Annotated in this window: 16 protein-coding genes; 13 read left to right on the forward strand and 3 right to left on the reverse strand. The window is 40.9% G+C overall.

What is annotated here, in order from left to right:
• The first annotated feature begins 566 nt into the window (after positions 1-566).
• From thrS to AZE41_RS07810, 5 genes are all read left to right on the forward strand, one after another.
• A complete protein-coding gene (gene thrS / locus AZE41_RS07790) occupies positions 567-2,501 on the forward strand; it encodes a threonine--tRNA ligase (RefSeq protein ID WP_067207695.1) in 1,935 nt (644 codons plus the stop codon).
• Positions 2,502-2,901: 400 nt separating this feature from the next.
• Entirely contained in the window at positions 2,902-3,408 is a 507-nt protein-coding gene (infC, locus tag AZE41_RS07795; RefSeq protein ID WP_067207698.1) for a translation initiation factor IF-3, read from the forward strand.
• A gap of 27 nt (positions 3,409-3,435) precedes the next feature.
• Positions 3,436-3,636, forward strand: a complete 201-nt coding sequence (rpmI, locus tag AZE41_RS07800; RefSeq protein ID WP_067207701.1) for a 50S ribosomal protein L35 — start codon at positions 3,436-3,438, stop codon at positions 3,634-3,636.
• A 41-nt stretch (positions 3,637-3,677) separates the two neighbouring features.
• A complete protein-coding gene (gene rplT, locus AZE41_RS07805; protein WP_067207704.1) occupies positions 3,678-4,037 on the forward strand; it encodes a 50S ribosomal protein L20 in 360 nt (119 codons plus the stop codon).
• A gap of 225 nt (positions 4,038-4,262) precedes the next feature.
• Entirely contained in the window at positions 4,263-4,553 is a 291-nt protein-coding gene (locus AZE41_RS07810; RefSeq protein WP_231885791.1) for a DUF1294 domain-containing protein, read from the forward strand.
• 27 nt (positions 4,554-4,580) lie between these two features.
• Here the strand turns inward: AZE41_RS07810 and AZE41_RS07815 are convergent, their stop codons facing one another.
• Positions 4,581-4,961, reverse strand: a complete 381-nt coding sequence (locus AZE41_RS07815) for a sigma-w pathway protein ysdB (RefSeq protein WP_067207706.1) — start codon at positions 4,959-4,961, stop codon at positions 4,581-4,583.
• 92 nt (positions 4,962-5,053) lie between these two features.
• Here AZE41_RS07815 and AZE41_RS07820 point away from each other — a divergent pair, with 92 nt between their 5' ends.
• From AZE41_RS07820 to AZE41_RS07845, 6 genes are all read left to right on the forward strand, one after another.
• Positions 5,054-5,539 (forward strand): dUTP diphosphatase, encoded by a 486-nt coding sequence (locus AZE41_RS07820; RefSeq protein WP_067207709.1) that lies wholly within the window; start codon positions 5,054-5,056, stop codon positions 5,537-5,539.
• 91 nt (positions 5,540-5,630) lie between these two features.
• Entirely contained in the window at positions 5,631-6,131 is a 501-nt protein-coding gene (locus AZE41_RS07825) for a helix-turn-helix domain-containing protein (protein WP_067207712.1), read from the forward strand.
• Positions 6,131-7,009, forward strand: a complete 879-nt coding sequence (locus tag AZE41_RS07830) for a metallophosphoesterase (RefSeq protein ID WP_231885792.1) — start codon at positions 6,131-6,133, stop codon at positions 7,007-7,009. The genes AZE41_RS07825 and AZE41_RS07830 overlap by 1 nt, the downstream gene beginning before the upstream one ends.
• Before the next feature lie 218 nt (positions 7,010-7,227).
• The gene (locus tag AZE41_RS07835; RefSeq protein ID WP_067207715.1) at positions 7,228-8,643 is read left to right on the forward strand and encodes an alanine/glycine:cation symporter family protein; all 1,416 of its coding nucleotides are present in this window, start codon (positions 7,228-7,230) and stop codon (positions 8,641-8,643) included.
• Between the two features lie 155 nt (positions 8,644-8,798).
• Positions 8,799-9,782, forward strand: a complete 984-nt coding sequence (locus AZE41_RS07840; RefSeq protein ID WP_067207717.1) for a zinc-binding dehydrogenase — start codon at positions 8,799-8,801, stop codon at positions 9,780-9,782.
• Positions 9,783-9,884: 102 nt separating this feature from the next.
• Positions 9,885-11,564 (forward strand): formate--tetrahydrofolate ligase, encoded by a 1,680-nt coding sequence (locus AZE41_RS07845; protein WP_067207720.1) that lies wholly within the window; start codon positions 9,885-9,887, stop codon positions 11,562-11,564.
• A 302-nt stretch (positions 11,565-11,866) separates the two neighbouring features.
• Here the strand turns inward: AZE41_RS07845 and AZE41_RS07850 are convergent, their stop codons facing one another.
• Both AZE41_RS07850 and AZE41_RS07855 read right to left on the reverse strand, forming a co-directional pair.
• A complete protein-coding gene (locus AZE41_RS07850) occupies positions 11,867-12,304 on the reverse strand; it encodes an SRPBCC domain-containing protein (RefSeq protein WP_067207723.1) in 438 nt (145 codons plus the stop codon).
• Between the two features lie 348 nt (positions 12,305-12,652).
• Positions 12,653-14,311: a M3 family oligoendopeptidase gene (locus AZE41_RS07855; RefSeq protein WP_067213896.1), complete on the reverse strand. Its 1,659-nt coding sequence runs from the start codon at positions 14,309-14,311 to the stop codon at positions 12,653-12,655.
• 940 nt (positions 14,312-15,251) lie between these two features.
• Between AZE41_RS07855 and AZE41_RS07860 the strand changes: the two genes are divergently transcribed.
• The gene (locus AZE41_RS07860; protein WP_067207726.1) at positions 15,252-17,888 is read left to right on the forward strand and encodes a cation-translocating P-type ATPase; all 2,637 of its coding nucleotides are present in this window, start codon (positions 15,252-15,254) and stop codon (positions 17,886-17,888) included.
• A gap of 105 nt (positions 17,889-17,993) precedes the next feature.
• On the forward strand, positions 17,994-18,275 hold the full coding sequence (locus AZE41_RS07865; RefSeq protein ID WP_067207728.1) for a DUF6509 family protein: 282 nt from the start codon (positions 17,994-17,996) through the stop codon (positions 18,273-18,275).
• Positions 18,276-18,292: the final 17 nt, after the last annotated feature.

Below are 18,292 nucleotides of genomic sequence, written 5' to 3' on the forward strand. Positions count from 1 at the left end.
TGGTAAATCCTCCATTCAATATCTTGATACTAGTAGGCTTCCCGTTCATCTAAGGACTATACTTTTGATTATCTGGCAACACTGCAATCTAAATAAATAGAAAAACAGCTGGAGGAACCTAGAGGATTAGGTTGTTTTATAATTATTAATGCAATGAATTATGGAGATACATGTAGAACGAACTTGCATTTATTACGTAATCGACGTATACTCAGTTTTAATTAATAATCTGAAATGCTTGGAAGAGGACAACAATCTTTTCGTCTACCTAAAGAGAACGGGGCCATTGGCTGGAAGCCCTGAAGGATAGAAGGATGATTTACCACCTTGGAGCAGCATCGGTGAACAGTGCAGTAACCGATGACGGAATCCGGTCCGTTACCCGACGTCAAGCTTCATCTTTTCGGTACGTTTGTCTAGCTTCAGCGGTCTAAACAGGCCACTTACGCTTTTCAAGTGTTCCGGATTGAAGGAAGAAGGGTGGAACCGCGAGCTAAAGCTTCGTCCCTTTCCAGGGATGGGGCTTTTTTTGTTTTCCAATAATAATAAATGAGGAGTGCTTAACAATGACAAATATGATTAATTTGAAATTTCCAGATGGTGCCGTGAAAGAATTTCCACAAGGCACAACTACAGAAGACGTAGCAGGATCAATTAGCCCGGGACTGCGAAAAAGTGCGCTGGCAGGTAAAGTTGGAGACAAGTTAGTAGACTTGAAATCAGCAATAAATGAGGACGGTGATATCGCGATTATCACACCTCAATCACCGGAAGCGCTTGAAATATTACGCCATAGTACAGCACATCTTCTAGCACAAGCTGTAAAACGTAAGTTTCCTAATGCAAAACTAGGTATTGGGCCAGTTATCCAAAGCGGATTTTATTATGATATTGATTCGCCTGAACCGATTACAGCAGAAGACTTACCAGAACTTGAAAAAGAGATGAGAAGAATTATTGCTGAAAACGTGGAAGTAATTCGTCATGATGTATCTCGTGAAGAGGCGAAAAAGCGTTTTGAAGAAATCGATGACGAATACAAACTAGAACTTCTAGAAGCGATTCCTGAGGGCGAGCAAGTGTCTATTTATGAACAAGGCGACTTCATCGACTTGTGCCGTGGTGTTCACGTTCCATCTACAGGGAAGTTAAAGGAATTCAAACTCCTTAGCATCGCAGGCGCTTACTGGCGCGGCGATTCGAATAACAAAATGCTACAACGAATTTACGGTACAGCGTTCTTTAAAAAAGATGAACTAAAAGAACATCTTCGTCTTTTGGAAGAAGCTAAAGAGCGAGATCACCGTAAAATAGGGAAAGAACTTAATCTTTTCATGAACTCTCAAAAAGTGGGTCAGGGCTTGCCGATGTGGTTGCCTAAGGGAGCAACGATTCGCCGAATCATCGAGAGATACATCGTTGATAAGGAACAGAGGCTTGGCTATGATCATGTCTATACACCAGTTCTCGGTAGCGTCGAATTATATAAAACTTCAGGCCACTGGGATCATTATCAGGACGGCATGTTCCCTGTAATGAGTATGGACAACGAAGACCTTGTTTTGCGTCCAATGAACTGCCCTCATCATATGATGATTTATAAAAATGGAATTCATTCATACAGAAACCTGCCGTTACGTATTGCGGAACTTGGTACAATGCACCGTTATGAAATGTCCGGAGCACTATCAGGCTTGCAGCGCGTTCGTGGAATGACGTTGAATGATGCGCATATCTTTGTTCGTCCGGATCAGATTAAAGATGAGTTCAAACGCGTTGTCCAACTTGTTATTGACGTTTATAAAGATTTCAATATCGAGGATTATTCATTCCGTGTTTCTTACCGCGATCCAGCGGATAAAGAGAAATATTTTGATGACGATGCAATGTGGAATCGTGCACAAACAATGCTGAAAGAAGCGATGGATGAACTTGGTCTTGACTATGTTGAAGCAGAAGGGGAAGCTGCATTCTACGGACCTAAACTTGACGTTCAAGTGAAAACAGCAATTGGTATGGAAGAAACATTGTCAACAGTGCAACTCGACTTCTTGCTTCCTGAACGTTTCGATCTAACATACGTTGGCGAAGATGGAAAACAACATCGTCCAGTCGTCATTCACCGCGGCGTTGTTTCAACTATGGAACGTTTTGTTGCATTCCTAATTGAAGAATACAAAGGTGCATTCCCAACTTGGTTGGCACCTGTCCAAGTTGAAGTAATTCCAGTTTCACCAGATGCACATTTTGATTATGCAGATGGCGTTCGTGAAAAATTGGTTGCTGCTGGATTCCGCGTTAATATTGATAGCCGTGATGAAAAAATTGGTTACAAGATACGAGAAGCACAGATGCAAAAAGTACCTTATATGCTCGTTCTTGGAGACAAAGAAGTCGAATCAGGCGAAGTGAACGTTCGTAAATACGGCGAACAGCAATCTGAAAGCTTGCCATTCGACGAATTCCTTGCTAGACTAAAAGAAGAAGTTACAAGTATTTAAATTTATACAGCAGTGGTCAAACACTAACTATATAAATCTTAACGCATGTTTTCAGCGATGAAAGCAATGCGGCAACCGTGAATAAGCCAAGCCGCAGATTAAAACATGTTGACAAGTTTACTATCACATGGTAAAGTAATTAAGGTTAGTAATGACTGAATACAGTTTGTGGTATAAGAAGAGGCTACCCGCTTCTCACCTGTTCGACGCCTAGACGTTGTTGACGGGTTAAAACATGAGTGAAGTGCCGTGCATTTGCACGTACACATACGCGGGTAGACAAATCCAATTTGTCTACCTTTTTTAATTGGATGGACCTGTGGGGCCGACCCGAACCGGACGGTATACCCAAACCATGTATTCGAGAAATATCCGGAGGTGGATTACTATTAGCAAAGACATGTACGTAAATGAGGGCATCCGTGCCCGCGAGCTACGCATTATTGATCACAACGGCGATCAGCTCGGAATCAAAACACGCACTGAGGCACTTGAAATTGCCGCTCTTGCGAATTTGGATCTTGTCCTTGTAGCACCAACAGCGAAACCCCCAGTGGCTCGTATCATGGACCACGGAAAGTTCAAATTTGAACAGCAGAAAAAGGATCGCGAAGTCCGTAAAAATCAGAAAATCATTTTGCTTAAAGAAGTTCGGTTAAGCCCGACAATCGATGAGCATGATTTCCAGACAAAACTACGGAACGCTGTCAAGTTCCTTGAAAAAGGCGATAAAGTTAAAGCTTCAATCCGTTTCCGTGGACGTGCGATTACGCACAAGGAAATCGGACAGCGTGTCCTTGACCGTTTCGCAGAAGCGTGCAAAGATGTATCTACGGTTGAACAACGACCGAAGATGGAAGGCCGCAGCATGTTCCTAGTGCTTGCACCAACTGCTGAAAAAGAGTAACAATGAATGATTTAGGAGGAACAGAACATGCCAAAAATGAAAACTCACCGCGGCTCAGCGAAACGTTTCAAAAAAACCGGTTCTGGTAAATTGAAACGCGGCCGTGCTTACACAAGTCACTTGTTTGCAAACAAACCGACAAAAGCGAAACGTCACCTGCGTAAAGCTTCACTAGTTTCTTCAGGCGATTTCAAACGCATTCGTCAAATGATCACTTACATGAAATAATTTAAAACACAATCGGACAGAAAAGCAGGAGGTAATGAACTATGCCACGCGTAAAAGGTGGAACAGTGACGCGCAAGCGTCGTAATCGAGTATTGAAATTAGCAAAAGGTTACTTTGGTTCAAAACATAGACTTTACAAGGTAGCAAACCAACAGGTAATGAAATCATTCAACTATGCATACCGTGACCGTCGTCAGAAGAAACGTGAATTCCGTAAACTTTGGATTACACGTATCAATGCGGCTGCACGTATCAACGGTCTTTCTTACAGCACTCTTATGCACGGCTTGAAAGTAGCTGGCATTGATGTTAACCGTAAAATGCTTGCTGATCTTGCAGTGACTGACGCGCAAGCGTTCACACAACTTGCAGATGCAGCGAAAAAATCAATCGCAAAATAAGAACGTCAATAAAAGTCGCCAAACGGTCCAGAGTTAATCTGGGTGCGAGGCGACTTTTTTATTTGTTTGTTTACGGCGACGGTAAAGTTTTCGTATTGAGGAATTTAGGGAGAGGGTCTGATAGATCCGTGAATCTGTCGTGCAGCCTTAAAGAATTATATTATTACTCTCTGACTGCTAAACAGTGTAAAATGTAAGTAGAGAAAGAAAAGAGGGGAAACATACTTGCAAACGACACTATTAGGATGGATTGCAATTATGTCCGTTTGGGCATTTATTACGATGGGGTATGATAAGCGTCAGGCAAAGAGAAAAGGACAACGAATACCTGAAAAGAATTTATGGACGCTTGCACTGCTTGGTGGAGGCATTGGTGCATATCTTGGGATGCAAACATTCCGTCATAAGACAAGACGTACATCTTTCCGGATCGGCTTTCTTATTTTAGCAATTGCCTATGGTATTGGCATACTCTATCTTCTAGGTGTTACCCTACCAGGAATGATGGAAGTGTAAAATAGCCCGCTTTTCAACGGGCTTGTTCTATTGTTCCATTAGTCGTTCGATTGGATTTTTCCAACTAATAGCGGCTTTGGGGTAGTTGGATAAGATTGTGGATGAAAGAAAATCAAAATCCGCTTTTGTGAAATCTTGAAGTTTTGTTTCATCTTTCACCCAAACGAAAATGGAGATGACGTCAATGGAATCATCTGTTGTATCTAAGTATTTTTCACCCTCAAACATAGCGCCTTTATACGATAGGAAGAAATTTTTTCGCACATTATTTACTTCATCATAGAAATAATACTTATCCTCCGCGTATGCATCATCAAGCTTTCTTTTGGGGTCCGTCAAATAACGAATCCCGCGGTAGACTAAATAAATGATAAAACCAATAATGATCAAGCGGATCAGTAATCCCATAACGGATCCCCCTTATGAATTTATAGATACTATCTTATACGGATGACAATCTGAAAAGTTTCAATATAGTTAAAAAAATGGAGGTTTTTTTTATGCAACTGTCAAAACTATTTACCATGCAACGTGAACTCGATTTATTTATCCAAAATAACAGAGAGGAAAAAACAGATGTTTTTCTAGAAAAAGGACTTGCACTCTTAATTGAACTCGCGGAACTTGCGAATGAAACGCGTTGTTTCAAATTTTGGAGCACAAAAGGTCCTTCAGATGATGCTGTGATTCTTGAAGAATATGTAGATTCGATTCATTTTCTACTTTCCTTGGGTATAGAAAAGGACTTACATACGCTAACAAATTGGCCGGAAGGTGAAGTTGAAGGAGAATTGACACAATTATTCCTAGAAACTACGGCTGCTATTCACTGTTTCCTGAATGAACTTAGCATGACGGCTTATGAGAAAGTCTGGATTCATTATGGGGCCATTGCTAAAAAACTTGGTTTCACAAATGAAGATATTATTGGTGCGTACTTAGCGAAGAATGAAGAAAATTATAACCGTCAAAAAACAGGTTATTAATTGTTTTATAGAAAAATCAAAAAATAGATTGACAGAAGCCTCCAGATAAAAAATAATAGAGTTGTATATAAACTTTTTAGGGGGCGTAAATGTGAACGATTGGAACAAAGAGGATTTTGGTATAAGGTTAAAGAAATTGCGTGAAGAACGCGGATTATCAATGATGGCATTCGGAGCAGCTATAGGAACGTCAGCAAGTCGTATTAAAGATTGGGAAAAAGGGAAGAATGCTCCATCGGCGGCTTGGGTGGCAAAAATATCTGAACGGTTTAATGTTACAACTGATGAGCTGATTCTAGGGAATTCGAAGACGTCAAAACCGTTTAAAAGCACGGGATCTGCAAATGTAGATATGCTTTACGACAAATTGAGAGAAAATGTTATTAGCGATATAGAAACGCAAGAACAAGAACAAACGAGTCATACAGACGAACTGTATGCAGAACTTGATGCTATACACAAAGAAACGTATAGAAGCGGAAAGGGCAGAAAACGTGCAGAAATCGAAATGCTTGCGATACTGACAGAACTGCCGAAAAAAGAGGTCCTAGAACTTTTAGAACTTGCAAGGTTGAAAAAACGCTGGTTGTAATGAAAACGACTACGAATACAACGAAAAAAAAGATGCCCTTACGGCGTAAATGGTTTTTCATCTTATTCATACTTGTCCTTCTTTGCTTTGTCGTATATAAAGGAAATACAACAGTCGGGGTAACGCATTATGAAATTGCGTCGGACAAGATCCCTGCTAATTACGACAAATATACTATCGTCCAGATTTCTGATTTACATGATGCCGAATTGGGTGAAAACCATTCACATGTTGTTGATAGGGTGAAAATGATCACGCCTCAAGCGATATTCATTACGGGTGATTTTATCGACAGTAACCGCTACGATCTTGAAAAAAGTCTGATTCTTATTGAAGAGCTTCAATTTGTCGCTCCAATCTATTACGTGACAGGAAACCATGAAATCGCTACGCAGGATATGGACCGTATTAAGGGGGCTCTCGAAGACTTGGGGGTTCGTGTCTTATCGAACGAAGCGGATGTAATTACATTGTTTCCCGATAGTTCAATAGCAATAGGAGGAATTGAAGATCCGCTGGCAAGTGAGCTTGAAGATGATGAAGCCGTTAAAATATCGATAGAACAAGCATTTGAAAATATACCTGATGAGATGTTTAAAGTGCTATTGTCACATAGACCTGAGCAATTTGATGTATACGCTGAAGCCGGGATAGATGTGACGTTCAGTGGTCATGCTCATGGCGGACAGTTTCGTATACCAGGGATCGGTGGCCTCGTTTCACCCGGACAAGGTTGGTTTCCCAAATATTCATCAGGCGTCCATGAGAAGAATGGCAGCGACTTGGTAGTCAGTCGCGGCCTGGGCAATAGCATCATTCCAGTGAGGCTGTTCAATCAACCGGAAATAGTAGTTGTCACATTACGCACAATAGAATAGTCCTAGCCTCCTTTCGATTATTGAAGGAGGTTTTTTTGTTGAAAATAATAATAGAATCTACCGTAAAATCCCATTAAATAACTGCTATTCTCATTTGTCGAAATAGGATATGATATGTACTTAACGTGAAAGTATCCGTAGTTAAGGTAAAGGCATTTTTGACATGTGTATAAAAATTACACTGCGAATGTTAAAAATGGAATAGGGAGGAACTAGAAATGATTCAAAGTGCTTTAGAGTGGATTGTAACGACAGGGAATAACCTTTTATGGTCGTATATCCTAATCGGTTTGTTAATTGGTTTAGGTATTTATTTTACGATTCGAACGAAATTTGTACAGTTTCGCCTGTTTGGTGAAATGTTTAAACTTATAGTGGAAAAACCGGAAGTGAAGGGCGGGATATCTTCCTTTCAAGCGTTTACAATTAGTGCTGCATCACGGGTTGGAACAGGGAATATCACTGGGGTTGCCCTTGCAATTGGCATTGGAGGGCCAGGTGCAGTTTTCTGGATGTGGGTCATTGCGATAATCGGAATGGCGACTGCGTTTATCGAAAGTACGCTCGCGCAAGTGTATAAAGTGAAGGACGGCGATACATTCAGGGGAGGGCCTGCTTATTATATGCAAAAGGCTTTGGGGAATCGGAAGCTGGGTATCATATTCGCTATTTTGCTGACACTTTGCTTCGGTTTTATTTTTAATGCTGTACAGTCAAATACAATAAGTTTATCATTCAATAGTGTGTTTCATATTGAAAAATGGGTTATTGGATTAGTTCTTATTTTTATAACGGCTCTTGTTATTTTCGGAGGCGTTAAACGGATTGCCAACGTCACACAAGTTATCGTTCCGATTATGGCTATTCTCTATATTATTGTTGCTTTATATGTCGTTATTATGAATATAAATGAGGTTCCCGCAGTATTTAAACTAATCTTCACGAGCGCATTTGGAATGAACGAAGCGGTCGGTGGGGCAGTCGGGGCAGCGATTATGCAAGGAGTGCGACGTGGACTATTCTCCAATGAGGCAGGTATGGGGAGTGTACCGAACGCTGCTGCGGTTGCAAGTACATCGCATCCGGCAAAACAGGGTCTTGTTCAAAGTCTAGGTGTGTTTTTTGACACAATCATCATCTGTTCTGCAACGGCGTTCATTATTATTCTTGCCGATCTTTATAATACAGGTGAAGTGGATGGAATTCTCTTGACGCAGACATCCCTTGGTGTCCATGTAGGAGAGTGGGCACCTTATTTCTTGGCAATTGCCATTTTGTTTTTTGCTTTCAGTTCAATTATTGGAAACTATTATTATGGCGAGACGAATATTGAATTTATCAACGCGAATAAAATATGGTTAACTCTTTACCGTTTTGGTGTACTCGCGATGGTCATGTTTGGAACGCTTGCAAAAGTGGATCTTGTTTGGAACATGGCGGACCTCTTCATGGGGATGATGGCAGTCATTAATCTAATAGTTATCTTCCTTCTAGGAAAAGTGGCATTCAAAACACTAGATGATTATACAGAACAACGAAAAAGAGGACTCAATCCTATATTCAAGGCTAGTACGATTCCCGGGCTAAAAGGTGCAGAATGTTGGGAAGATGAAAAGATAAGCGACGGCAAATAAAAGATTACTTCAATTGTTAAGAAGGCAAGAAACCTATTTGAACTATAATTGGTTTCTTGCCTTCTTTCATTTCGTTTACTATTTAGAAGAGTGTGAAAAAAGGTAACTATTAAGGTATGATAGAGATAGTATGCACTTAAGAAAGGATGATTAAGATGAAAGCATTTATCCATGAATTAGGGCAGTTGAAAATAGGTGACATGAAAGAACCAGTTGCAGCAAGTGGTGAAGTCGTCGTTGCGATTCAGACGGCAGGTTTGAACCGTCGAGACTTATATATACCTGGACGTAGGGGGGATGAGGCACAAGCATTGACGCTAGGATCTGATGGTGCAGGAATTATTGAGTCAGTAGGTGAAGGAGTAACGGCGTTTGCAGTCGGGGATGAAGTAATGATTAATCCTTCGCTACGTTGGTTTGAAAACAGCGATGCCCCACCGGCAGAATTTGATATTTTAGGAATGCCCGATAATGGGACATTTGCTGAGAAAATTGCTATTTCGGCTGAACAGATTGAAAGGAAACCCACTCACTTGTCCTGGGAAGAGGCAGCGGTACTTTCGTTAGCGGGTTTAACAGGTTATCGTGCACTATTTACTAAAGGGGGATTGAAAGCGGGGGATACAGTTTTCATCCCAGGTGCCGGCAGTGGAGTAGCCACGTATCTTATTTCATTCGCTAAAAACGTTGGAGCACGTGTGATTGTTACTTCCCGCAGTGAAGCTAAGCGAAAACAGGCGCTTGAACTTGGCGCGGACATCGCTCTTGATACGAATGGGGATTGGAACAAGGAGTTAGAAGGAGAGACAATCGACCTCGTTATCGAAAGTGTTGGCCGGGCGACGTTTAATCGTTCGCTTAGTTTATTGAAAAAAGGCGGGCGTATCGTCATTTTTGGAGCAACGACTGATGATACAGTCGACTTGGATTTGCGCGCGTTTTTCTATGGACAGTACCAACTTTTCGGTTCTACGTTAGGTAGTCGAGAAGAGTTACGTGACATGATTGCGCATGTCGAAAAATATGGAACACGTCCAATTGTCGATAAAGTCTTCAATTTGGATGAAGCGGCAGAGGCATTCGATTATATTGAAGAGAGTAAGCAATTTGGAAAAGTGGTACTGCAAGTAACGAAATGATGTAGTACTTCAGTTAATTATAATGTCGTATAAAATTCACTGAGATATCCCGCTATTTGGATATAGCCGGGGTATACTTAAAATAAAAAAGGTGGGACAGACATGACAAAAAAAGTATCGCCATTAACTGATTTACAAATAGCATCACAGGCCACGATGAAATCGATTTGGACTATAGCCAAAGAGGCAGGTATACCCGAAGAAGCGGTCGAAACATACGGCAGATTCAAAGCAAAGATTGATGTAACTAAGTTAGCTGAGAGTAGCAAGGATGGAAAAGTGGTTCTTGTCACAGCCATTAGCCCAACACCGGCGGGGGAAGGAAAGTCGACTGTCACTGTAGGGCTTGCTGATGCTCTTTCAAAGCTCGGAGAAAAGACGATGATTGCATTACGCGAACCATCCCTTGGGCCTGTTATGGGGATGAAGGGTGGTGCTACAGGCGGTGGTTATGCTCAAGTGTTGCCAATGGAAGAAATTAATCTACATTTTAATGGCGATATTCATGCAATTACGACTGCGAATAATGCGCTTAGTGCACTTATAGATAATCATCTTCACCACGGAAATGTGCTTCGGATTGACCCGCGGAGAATTACTTGGAAACGCGTCTTGGATATGAATGATCGCGCATTACGCAACATAACAATTGGACTCGGCGGCCCTACACAAGGAGTTCCAAGAGAAGATGGTTTCGATATTACAGTCGCATCTGAAGTTATGGCGATTTTTTGTTTAGCGACAAGCCTGCAAGACTTGAAAGAAAGACTTGCACGTATCGTTATCGGTTATACGTATGATAAAGAGGCGGTGACGGTACGAGACCTTGGTGTCCAAGGGGCATTGGTACTTCTACTGAAAGAGGCATTCAAACCAAACCTTGTGCAGACAATTGAAGGGACTCCGGCACTTATACATGGTGGACCCTTTGCGAACATTGCGCACGGCTGTAACTCGTTAATTGCAACAAATACGGCACGTAAACTTGCCGATATCGTCGTTACGGAAGCTGGATTCGGTGCCGATTTAGGTGCTGAGAAATTCATGAACATAAAAGCACGTCAAGGTGGATTCTCACCCGATGCAGTTGTCATTGTGGCAACAGTACGTGCACTTAAAATGCATGGTGGAGTTCCGAAAAACCAGCTTGCAGAGGAGAATGTACAGGCTGTCACGGATGGATTAGTCAACTTAGCTAAGCATATTGATACCATTCGTGCATTCGGTGTCCAACCGGTCGTTGCGTTGAACAAGTTCATCACGGATACTGGTGCAGAACTGGAAGTCATTTTTGAGTGGTGTGAGGAAAACGAAATAAGTGTAGCACTCACTGATGTCTGGGAACGCGGTGGAGATGGTGGCATTGCTTTGGCGCAGGAAGTTTTAAAGCTCCTGGATGAACCAACTAATTTCGCTCCACTCTATGATGTAGAACAGCCCGTAAGTGATAAAATTACAGCTATTGTTCAAAAAGTATATGGTGGGTTGGGTGTTGTATTTACAGAACAAGCGTTAAAAGATCTCAAAAATATCGAGAACAATGGCTGGGGAATTTTGCCGATCTGTATGGCCAAAACCCAGTATTCATTTTCAGATGATCCGAAAATACTTGGGCGCCCTGAAGGGTTTACTATTACTGTTAGAAAAATCATTCCGAAACTTGGAGCAGGATTCCTTGTCTGTCTGACGGGGGATATTATGACAATGCCAGGATTGCCGAAAACGCCTGCAGCCCTCCAGATGGATATCGACTTACAAGGCAATGCAGTAGGTTTAATGTGATTTTTGAAATTATGGATAGGTAATAAATTTAATGAGGTTGTCCAAATAATTGGGGACAACCTCATTGTTAATTAAGTAAGTCTCGAATCATGTTTCGCATAGAAGTAAACATATTTAAATCAGTTTATTTAGGCGGCAATTTAGTAAGCGAGTGTATACGTGGTATGATAATTAACTATAAACGATAAAAAACACTGAACAGTAATTCAGTGTTTGCATTTAAAACAACGAAATAATTTCCTCCCTATTGAACTAAAGCACTAATTAGCATAATAAGAGGTGTAGCTATTATTAGAATATACCTATAGACTTCCAGCTAATTCTTTAATTACTTTTTTTGCTTCAGATGCAAATTCTACCGAGGCATCATAATAGTCTTGCCCATCTTTTAGGAGTGAAAAATCACCAATTTCAATTTTTAGTAAAGTACTACCATTTAGGTCTTCTAACTTAAACAGATATGCCACATCACCTTCATTCGGTTTTACTTCCCAATTTGATGAGTATAAGGCAAGTTTTAATTCCTTCAATTCTTCTGCTTTTATAATTGTTGTAACAGTCTGGTCACCGTTAGGATGCTCCCAAACCACTTTACTTCCCTTACTCATATTTTCACTAGGATAATTTTCTGGAAGTTCATCCCACTGTGCAATATATTTTGGGTTAATGAGAACCTCCCATACTTTTGAAGGAGTAGCCTCTATATGAACTTCATCTTTTACAATTAGTATATTGGTCATTATATCTACCTCCTGAAATGTTGGAACTAAGTCAATATTTTCATTGAGAAAAACTGCCGTTAGTTCAATAATAAATAATTTCTATATTCTATTATACCAACAATACTTAGAAATTAAAATTTTCCATCACCTTAGATTATCCCGTCCGAATATAAATTGGGAGGATTATTATTATTACGCCCAAAAGCGAACTTTCGTTGTTCTATATAAATCAAAAAAGCACTGCGAATGGCAGTGCTAATTTATGCTCTAATACAATGTGGTTTTGGCTACGAAATTTAATGTTATTTGCTTGTTTGCACCTCCGAAGAGAAACCGTGAAGCATTTCTGCTTCTACTTTCTTTATTTTAAAGTGCTTTATCGTCAATCGAATCGAGCCATGATTCGATTGTTCCGATAACAGACTCAACACAGCCGTCTTCGAAAGGTGATATTAAATTGGCTTCGGCGACTAGTTTTGTAAATGATTTTGAACCACCGAGTGTGCAAAGATGTAAATAATCTTTCCATGCCGCATCACGGTCTTCAAATGAGCGTTTCCAAAATTGGAACGCACAGATTTGTGCAAGGGTGTAATCGATATAATAGAATGGGCTTTCATAAATATGACCCTGACGCTGCCAAACAGCACCCGATTCCAAGTATTCAATGCCATCGTAATCCCGCATAGGTAGGTAGATATTCTCGATCTTTTTCCAAGCTGCTTTTCGTTCTGCAGCTGTCATTTCAGGGTTTTCATAGATGACATGCTGGAATTCATCGACTGCGACGCCATATGGTAAAAAGAGCAATGCACTGCTAAGGTGTGCGAATTTATATTTATCCGTTTGTTCTTTGAAGAAGAGTTCCATCCAAGGCCATGTGAAGAACTCCATACTCATTGAGTGAATTTCTGCACCTTCAGATGTAGGCCACATATATTCTGGTATACCAATATTCTGGCTAGAGAACACTTGGAATGCGTGCCCAGCTTCATGCGTTAGCACATCGATATCTCCAGAAGTTCCATTGAAATTAGAGAAGATGAAAGGCGAATCGTAATTATCGATAAATGTACAATAACCGCCCGCTTCTTTCCCTGTCTTCGCTTCGACGTCCAGTAAGTTCTTGTCCGTCATGAATTTGAAAAATGCATCTGTTTCAGGAGAAAGTTCAGCATACATCTTTTTACCATTTTCAATGATCCAGTCAGGAGATCCCTGGGGTGTTGCATTGCCTGTAAGGAAGTCTAAGGACTGATCGTAAAACTTCAATTCGTCAACGCCTATACGTTCAGCTTGGCGCGCATAAAGGCGGCTTGCGAGCGGAACGATATGGTCGCGTACTTGATCACGGAATTTCTTCACCATATTTGCATCATAGTCGATACGGTCCATTCTTAGGTAACCAAGCTCGACAAAGTTTTTGTAACCAAGTGTCGTCGCGATTTCATGACGGAGTTTAACAAGTTGATCATAAATTACGTCGAACTTTTCACCGTTGTCAGCATAGAATTTGTAGGAAGCTTCCATAGCTGACTTACGAACGGAGCGGTCCGTAGATTCTGCATAGGGTCCCATTTGAGCAAGTGTAAGTGTTTTACCATCGAATTCGATTTGTGAAGATGCGACCAGTTTCGAGTAATCGGAAGTTAGTTTGTTTTCTTTTTGTAACAAGCCAACAATTTCTGGAGAAAACGATTTTATGGCATTATCAGCTAAAGCGAATAGTTGAGTGCCCCATTTTTCTTCGAGTTGTGCTCTGAAAGGAGTGGAAACCAGTTCTTTGTAGTAAGCGGTTTCAAGTTCTTGGTACTCAGGTCCGATTTCGTCGAAATAATCGCGTTCTTTCTGATAGAACTCATCGTTTGTATCGATGGATGCGCGGATATAGACAAGGTTGGCCATTGTTGAGTAGTCTTTACCGATCGTGTTGATCTTCTCAATGACTTCATTTTGCTGGTCATAAGAACTTGCGGAACGGAATTCCTGTAGCAACTCGTCAAAGTCTTGTTTTACTTCTGCCATATTGAGCTTTGAGTATTGATAGTCTTCAAATTTAATCAAAATGATTCCCCCTGCTAGTTTACTAGTGAATGACTTCACTCTTTATATTGTTCACGAAGTTCCGGAATATTGCAAAAGAAATTTACGATTTTCATGTATTTTGTCAAATTAGCTTGTTAAAGAAGTATCATGACTAAAGCATAGTAATAGAAGAAGTATGAAAATAGTCGTCTACATTGGCACGTCTTTTTATTAACCGTTTTCTTTCACAAAGAGCAGGTAAGAAAGGCTTGAAAAACTCTATTTTCACTGGATCATTTCCGGTCCGCTTTCGGCGAGCTATTCATGATAACTTTACTGAGGGGCAAGTGTGGCTAGGAATTACAGTTCATTCCTCCTCAGTAATCCTGTTACGAATAGTTGCCTGTCGCGTTCCTACAACGTTCAAGTGAAAAATACAGCTACTTTAGAAAAAAAGAATAGATGACTCTTTATAAAGGTTGTAAGTGCCCGAAGATACAATTTCGGGCACTCTAGTACTTTCTACAATGTGTTCCTTGCTTACTTTTAGTAAAGAGTATGCATCTTATCATGAAATGGACTATAAGAAAGTGACTCTTTCTTAACTAAAAAAGACAAGACTATGGAGAAGGCTTCAGTCGCCAAAATTGTATCTTTGGCGACTATTATCCAGATAAGAAGCCCGCTATTCTTTCGTCCCGAAAATCTTTAGTACTTTGTGTACGAATGAATTTGGATAGCGACGGATGAATAAGCACCATGCGATTACTTCACATCAAGACACCTCGTTAATCGTATAGAGGTCGTTCAATCCAAGCAATCCAAAAGTAATTGTACAAGAAGTGCCTAGTGTTGGATTCAGTCATTTACTGGTTGCTTTTGGTAAATCAACATATGTGATAGATTGGATATTTAAGAGGTATATGGAGGGAACAATAAAATGCAAAATGGAACTGAACAATTGATGGATACGGATGTGGAATTTGGATTAAGTGAAGAGGAAGTGAATAAAAGGCTGGATGAATACGGGGCGAATAAACTTACGGGTAGTAAAAGCCGTACGCTGATACAACGGATTTTTGCGCAAATCAATAATGTGTTAATTTATGTATTAATCGTTGCTGCTGTTATTTCCGGAATACTTGGGGAAGTGGCAGACTCAATTATTATTGGATTGGTCGTTATCATCAATGCAGTTGTGGGGGTCGTCCAGGAATCGAAAGCGGAGGAAGCGCTTCAAGCGTTGAAAAATATGGCAGTACCTAAAGCACTTGTAAGAAGGGAGGGTGTCAAGCAAGAGATACCTTCGGAAGAGGTAGTTCCAGGTGATGTCATTCTCCTTGATGCAGGCAGGTATGTTCCGTGTGATATCAGACTAATTGAATCAGTAAATTTGAAAATTGAAGAGGCGGCACTGACAGGCGAATCTGTGCCCGTTGAAAAGGATGCACATTTTACTGGAGAGCCCTCAATGCCAATCGGAGATCGAAAAGACATGGCCTTTATGTCGACATTGACTACATATGGGCGTGCAACAGGAATTGCTATTGCAACAGGCATGAAGACTGAAATAGGGAAAGTTGCTACCATGCTTGACCAGGAAGTGGACGACGAGACGCCTCTTCAGAAAAGCCTTGCCCAATTAGGTAAATATCTTGGCATTGCTGCTGTTGCCATCTGTGTCATCATATTTACGATTGGCGTACTTCAAGGGCGTGGCTATTTGGAAATGTTCATGTTAGCGGTCAGTCTTGCAGTTGCAGCAATACCTGAGGGGATGCCTGCGATCGTTTCAATCGTCCTTGCAATCGGCGTTCAAAGGATGATTAAGCAAAACGTTATCATTCGAAAACTCCCTGCTGTGGAAGCGCTAGGCTCTGTGGATGTTATCTGCTCTGATAAAACCGGGACGTTGACTCAAAATAGGATGACGGTTACAACGTTTTTTGCAGATGGGTCTTTAAATGAGTTAAGTAAAGCCAATCTGAAAAAACCGGTACAAAAATTGTTGTTTGAGAATATCGCATTGTGTAATGATGCGACGTATTCTAAAACAGGAGAAACAGGAGATCCAACAGAGATTGCGCTTGTCGTAGCGGCGACAGAATCCGGACTGGAAAAAGAACTGTTGGATAATAACTATCCTAGAATCACGGAGTTACCATTCGATTCAAATCGGAAACGAATGACTACGGTACATCGATCTGCAGATGCAATTTATTCACATACAAAAGGTGCTATTGACGGCATCCTACAGAAGTGTACACATATTGAAGTAGCTGATGGGGCAAGGATACTTGATGAAACCGACCGACAATCAATTCTGGAAGCGGCCATGACGATGTCTTCTAAAGCGTTACGTGTATTAGGCTCCGCCTATAAGATTGTAGAAGAAGCCAAAGCCATGGAACTAGACCAAGCTGAAGAAGGATTGACATTCCTAGGCCTTATCGGAATGATTGACCCGCCGCGTGAAGAAGTGAAAGACGCGATTAAAGTGACGAAAGAAGCTGGGATTCGAACAGTGATGATTACTGGTGATCATCAGGACACGGCATTTGCAATAGCGAAAGAACTAGGAATTGCGACTCAGAAATCTGAAGTAATTGAAGGGAAAACAATTGATTCGATAACGGGGGATCAATTGGTAGAAAAAACCGGAGAGATTAATGTCTATGCACGTGTTTCGCCAGAACATAAAGTGAAGATTGTACAAGCACTTAAAGTGAAAGGTCATACAGTGTCGATGACAGGGGATGGCGTCAACGATGCACCATCATTAAAAGCGGCAGATATTGGCGTGGCAATGGGGATTACGGGAACTGATGTTGCAAAAGGTGCAGCAGACATGATTTTGACAGATGATAATTTTTCGTCAATCGTGAAAGCTGTCGAAGAGGGACGTGTGATTTACCGCAATATTAAGAAGTCCGTCATATTTCTATTGTCATGTAATCTTGGTGAAATTATAGCGCTTTTTGCTGCCATTTTACTAGGATGGCCGCTACTATTGCGTCCGATTCATATACTGTGGATAAATCTTGTGACAGATACATTTCCAGCGCTATCACTCGGCGTGGATCCTGAAGAGCCTGGAGTAATGAAAGAAAAACCACGACACCGGCATGAGAGTATATTCAGAGGATCTATTCCATTTTTGATTTTAAACGGAATTTTGATTGGGGCGATTACGCTCGTCGCTTTCATGGTTGGAGTATACATGTCAGGTGAGCATGAAGGTAGTTTCCTAGCCCTGTTTTCATCCGGAATTCCAGAAAGTGCACTAGTTCACGGACAGACAATGGCTTTCATTGCACTAAGTTTCTCCCAACTTGTTCACTCCCTTAACTTCAGGTCGATGGATAAGTCTGTATTTACCGCAGGAATTTTCAAAAACAAATTCTTGATTTACTCAATTTTGCTTGGAATCATTTTGCAAGTGGTTATCGTGTCAGTTGGTCCAATCGCGAAAGTCTTTAGTGTGCATTCACTAGGGCCTATGGAATGGCTAGTTATTGCCGCTTTAAGTCTGCTGCCTCTCTTGATAAACGAAATGATTAAATTCATTAAAAAATAAGGTATGTGCCAAAGTTAACCCTTTTGGTGTTGAATGATGTATTATGGAGTGTAGTGGCTTTGTAGCCGGGGAATCTAAAATTGTAAGTGAGAGGTTGGTACTACTATGGAAATTACTGAGTATATCATCAAAAAAATTAACGATCCTACTGGGATCATTGCTGGAGAACGTTATGAATACCGATTATACATTAATCTTGATGAAGAAGACGAGCTTTATTCTGAAGGTGGAACGGGCCTTCGAGTAATCTTTGCAATTGACGAGGATGAAGGTCGAATTGCTTCATATCACTTCTTTGAGCGTTCAAGTGAGAAAGTTCTTGATTTCGAATTGGAAGATGACGAGAAAGAAACTGTTCTTGCATATTGCAGAGCGCATCGCGAATAGGAAGAAATAAAAGGCCT

Source organism: Sporosarcina psychrophila (assembly GCF_001590685.1).
GTDB classification, from domain to species: domain Bacteria; phylum Bacillota; class Bacilli; order Bacillales_A; family Planococcaceae; genus Sporosarcina; species Sporosarcina psychrophila.

What these genes read in the sequence shown, in the direction of transcription:
- thrS (WP_067207695.1), top strand. Translation starts at nt 567, where the DNA reads ATGACAAATATGATTAATTTGAAATTTCCAGATGGTGCCGTGAAAGAA.
- infC (WP_067207698.1), top strand. Translation starts at nt 2,902, where the DNA reads ATGTACGTAAATGAGGGCATCCGTGCCCGCGAGCTACGCATTATTGAT.
- rpmI (WP_067207701.1), top strand. Translation starts at nt 3,436, where the DNA reads ATGCCAAAAATGAAAACTCACCGCGGCTCAGCGAAACGTTTCAAAAAA.
- rplT (WP_067207704.1), top strand. Translation starts at nt 3,678, where the DNA reads ATGCCACGCGTAAAAGGTGGAACAGTGACGCGCAAGCGTCGTAATCGA.
- AZE41_RS07815 (WP_067207706.1), bottom strand. Translation starts at nt 4,961, where the DNA reads ATGGGATTACTGATCCGCTTGATCATTATTGGTTTTATCATTTATTTA.
- AZE41_RS07820 (WP_067207709.1), top strand. Translation starts at nt 5,054, where the DNA reads ATGCAACTGTCAAAACTATTTACCATGCAACGTGAACTCGATTTATTT.
- AZE41_RS07830 (WP_231885792.1), top strand. Translation starts at nt 6,131, where the DNA reads ATGAAAACGACTACGAATACAACGAAAAAAAAGATGCCCTTACGGCGT.
- AZE41_RS07835 (WP_067207715.1), top strand. Translation starts at nt 7,228, where the DNA reads ATGATTCAAAGTGCTTTAGAGTGGATTGTAACGACAGGGAATAACCTT.
- AZE41_RS07840 (WP_067207717.1), top strand. Translation starts at nt 8,799, where the DNA reads ATGAAAGCATTTATCCATGAATTAGGGCAGTTGAAAATAGGTGACATG.
- AZE41_RS07845 (WP_067207720.1), top strand. Translation starts at nt 9,885, where the DNA reads ATGACAAAAAAAGTATCGCCATTAACTGATTTACAAATAGCATCACAG.
- AZE41_RS07850 (WP_067207723.1), bottom strand. Translation starts at nt 12,304, where the DNA reads ATGACCAATATACTAATTGTAAAAGATGAAGTTCATATAGAGGCTACT.
- AZE41_RS07855 (WP_067213896.1), bottom strand. Translation starts at nt 14,311, where the DNA reads ATGGCAGAAGTAAAACAAGACTTTGACGAGTTGCTACAGGAATTCCGT.
- AZE41_RS07860 (WP_067207726.1), top strand. Translation starts at nt 15,252, where the DNA reads ATGCAAAATGGAACTGAACAATTGATGGATACGGATGTGGAATTTGGA.
- AZE41_RS07865 (WP_067207728.1), top strand. Translation starts at nt 17,994, where the DNA reads ATGGAAATTACTGAGTATATCATCAAAAAAATTAACGATCCTACTGGG.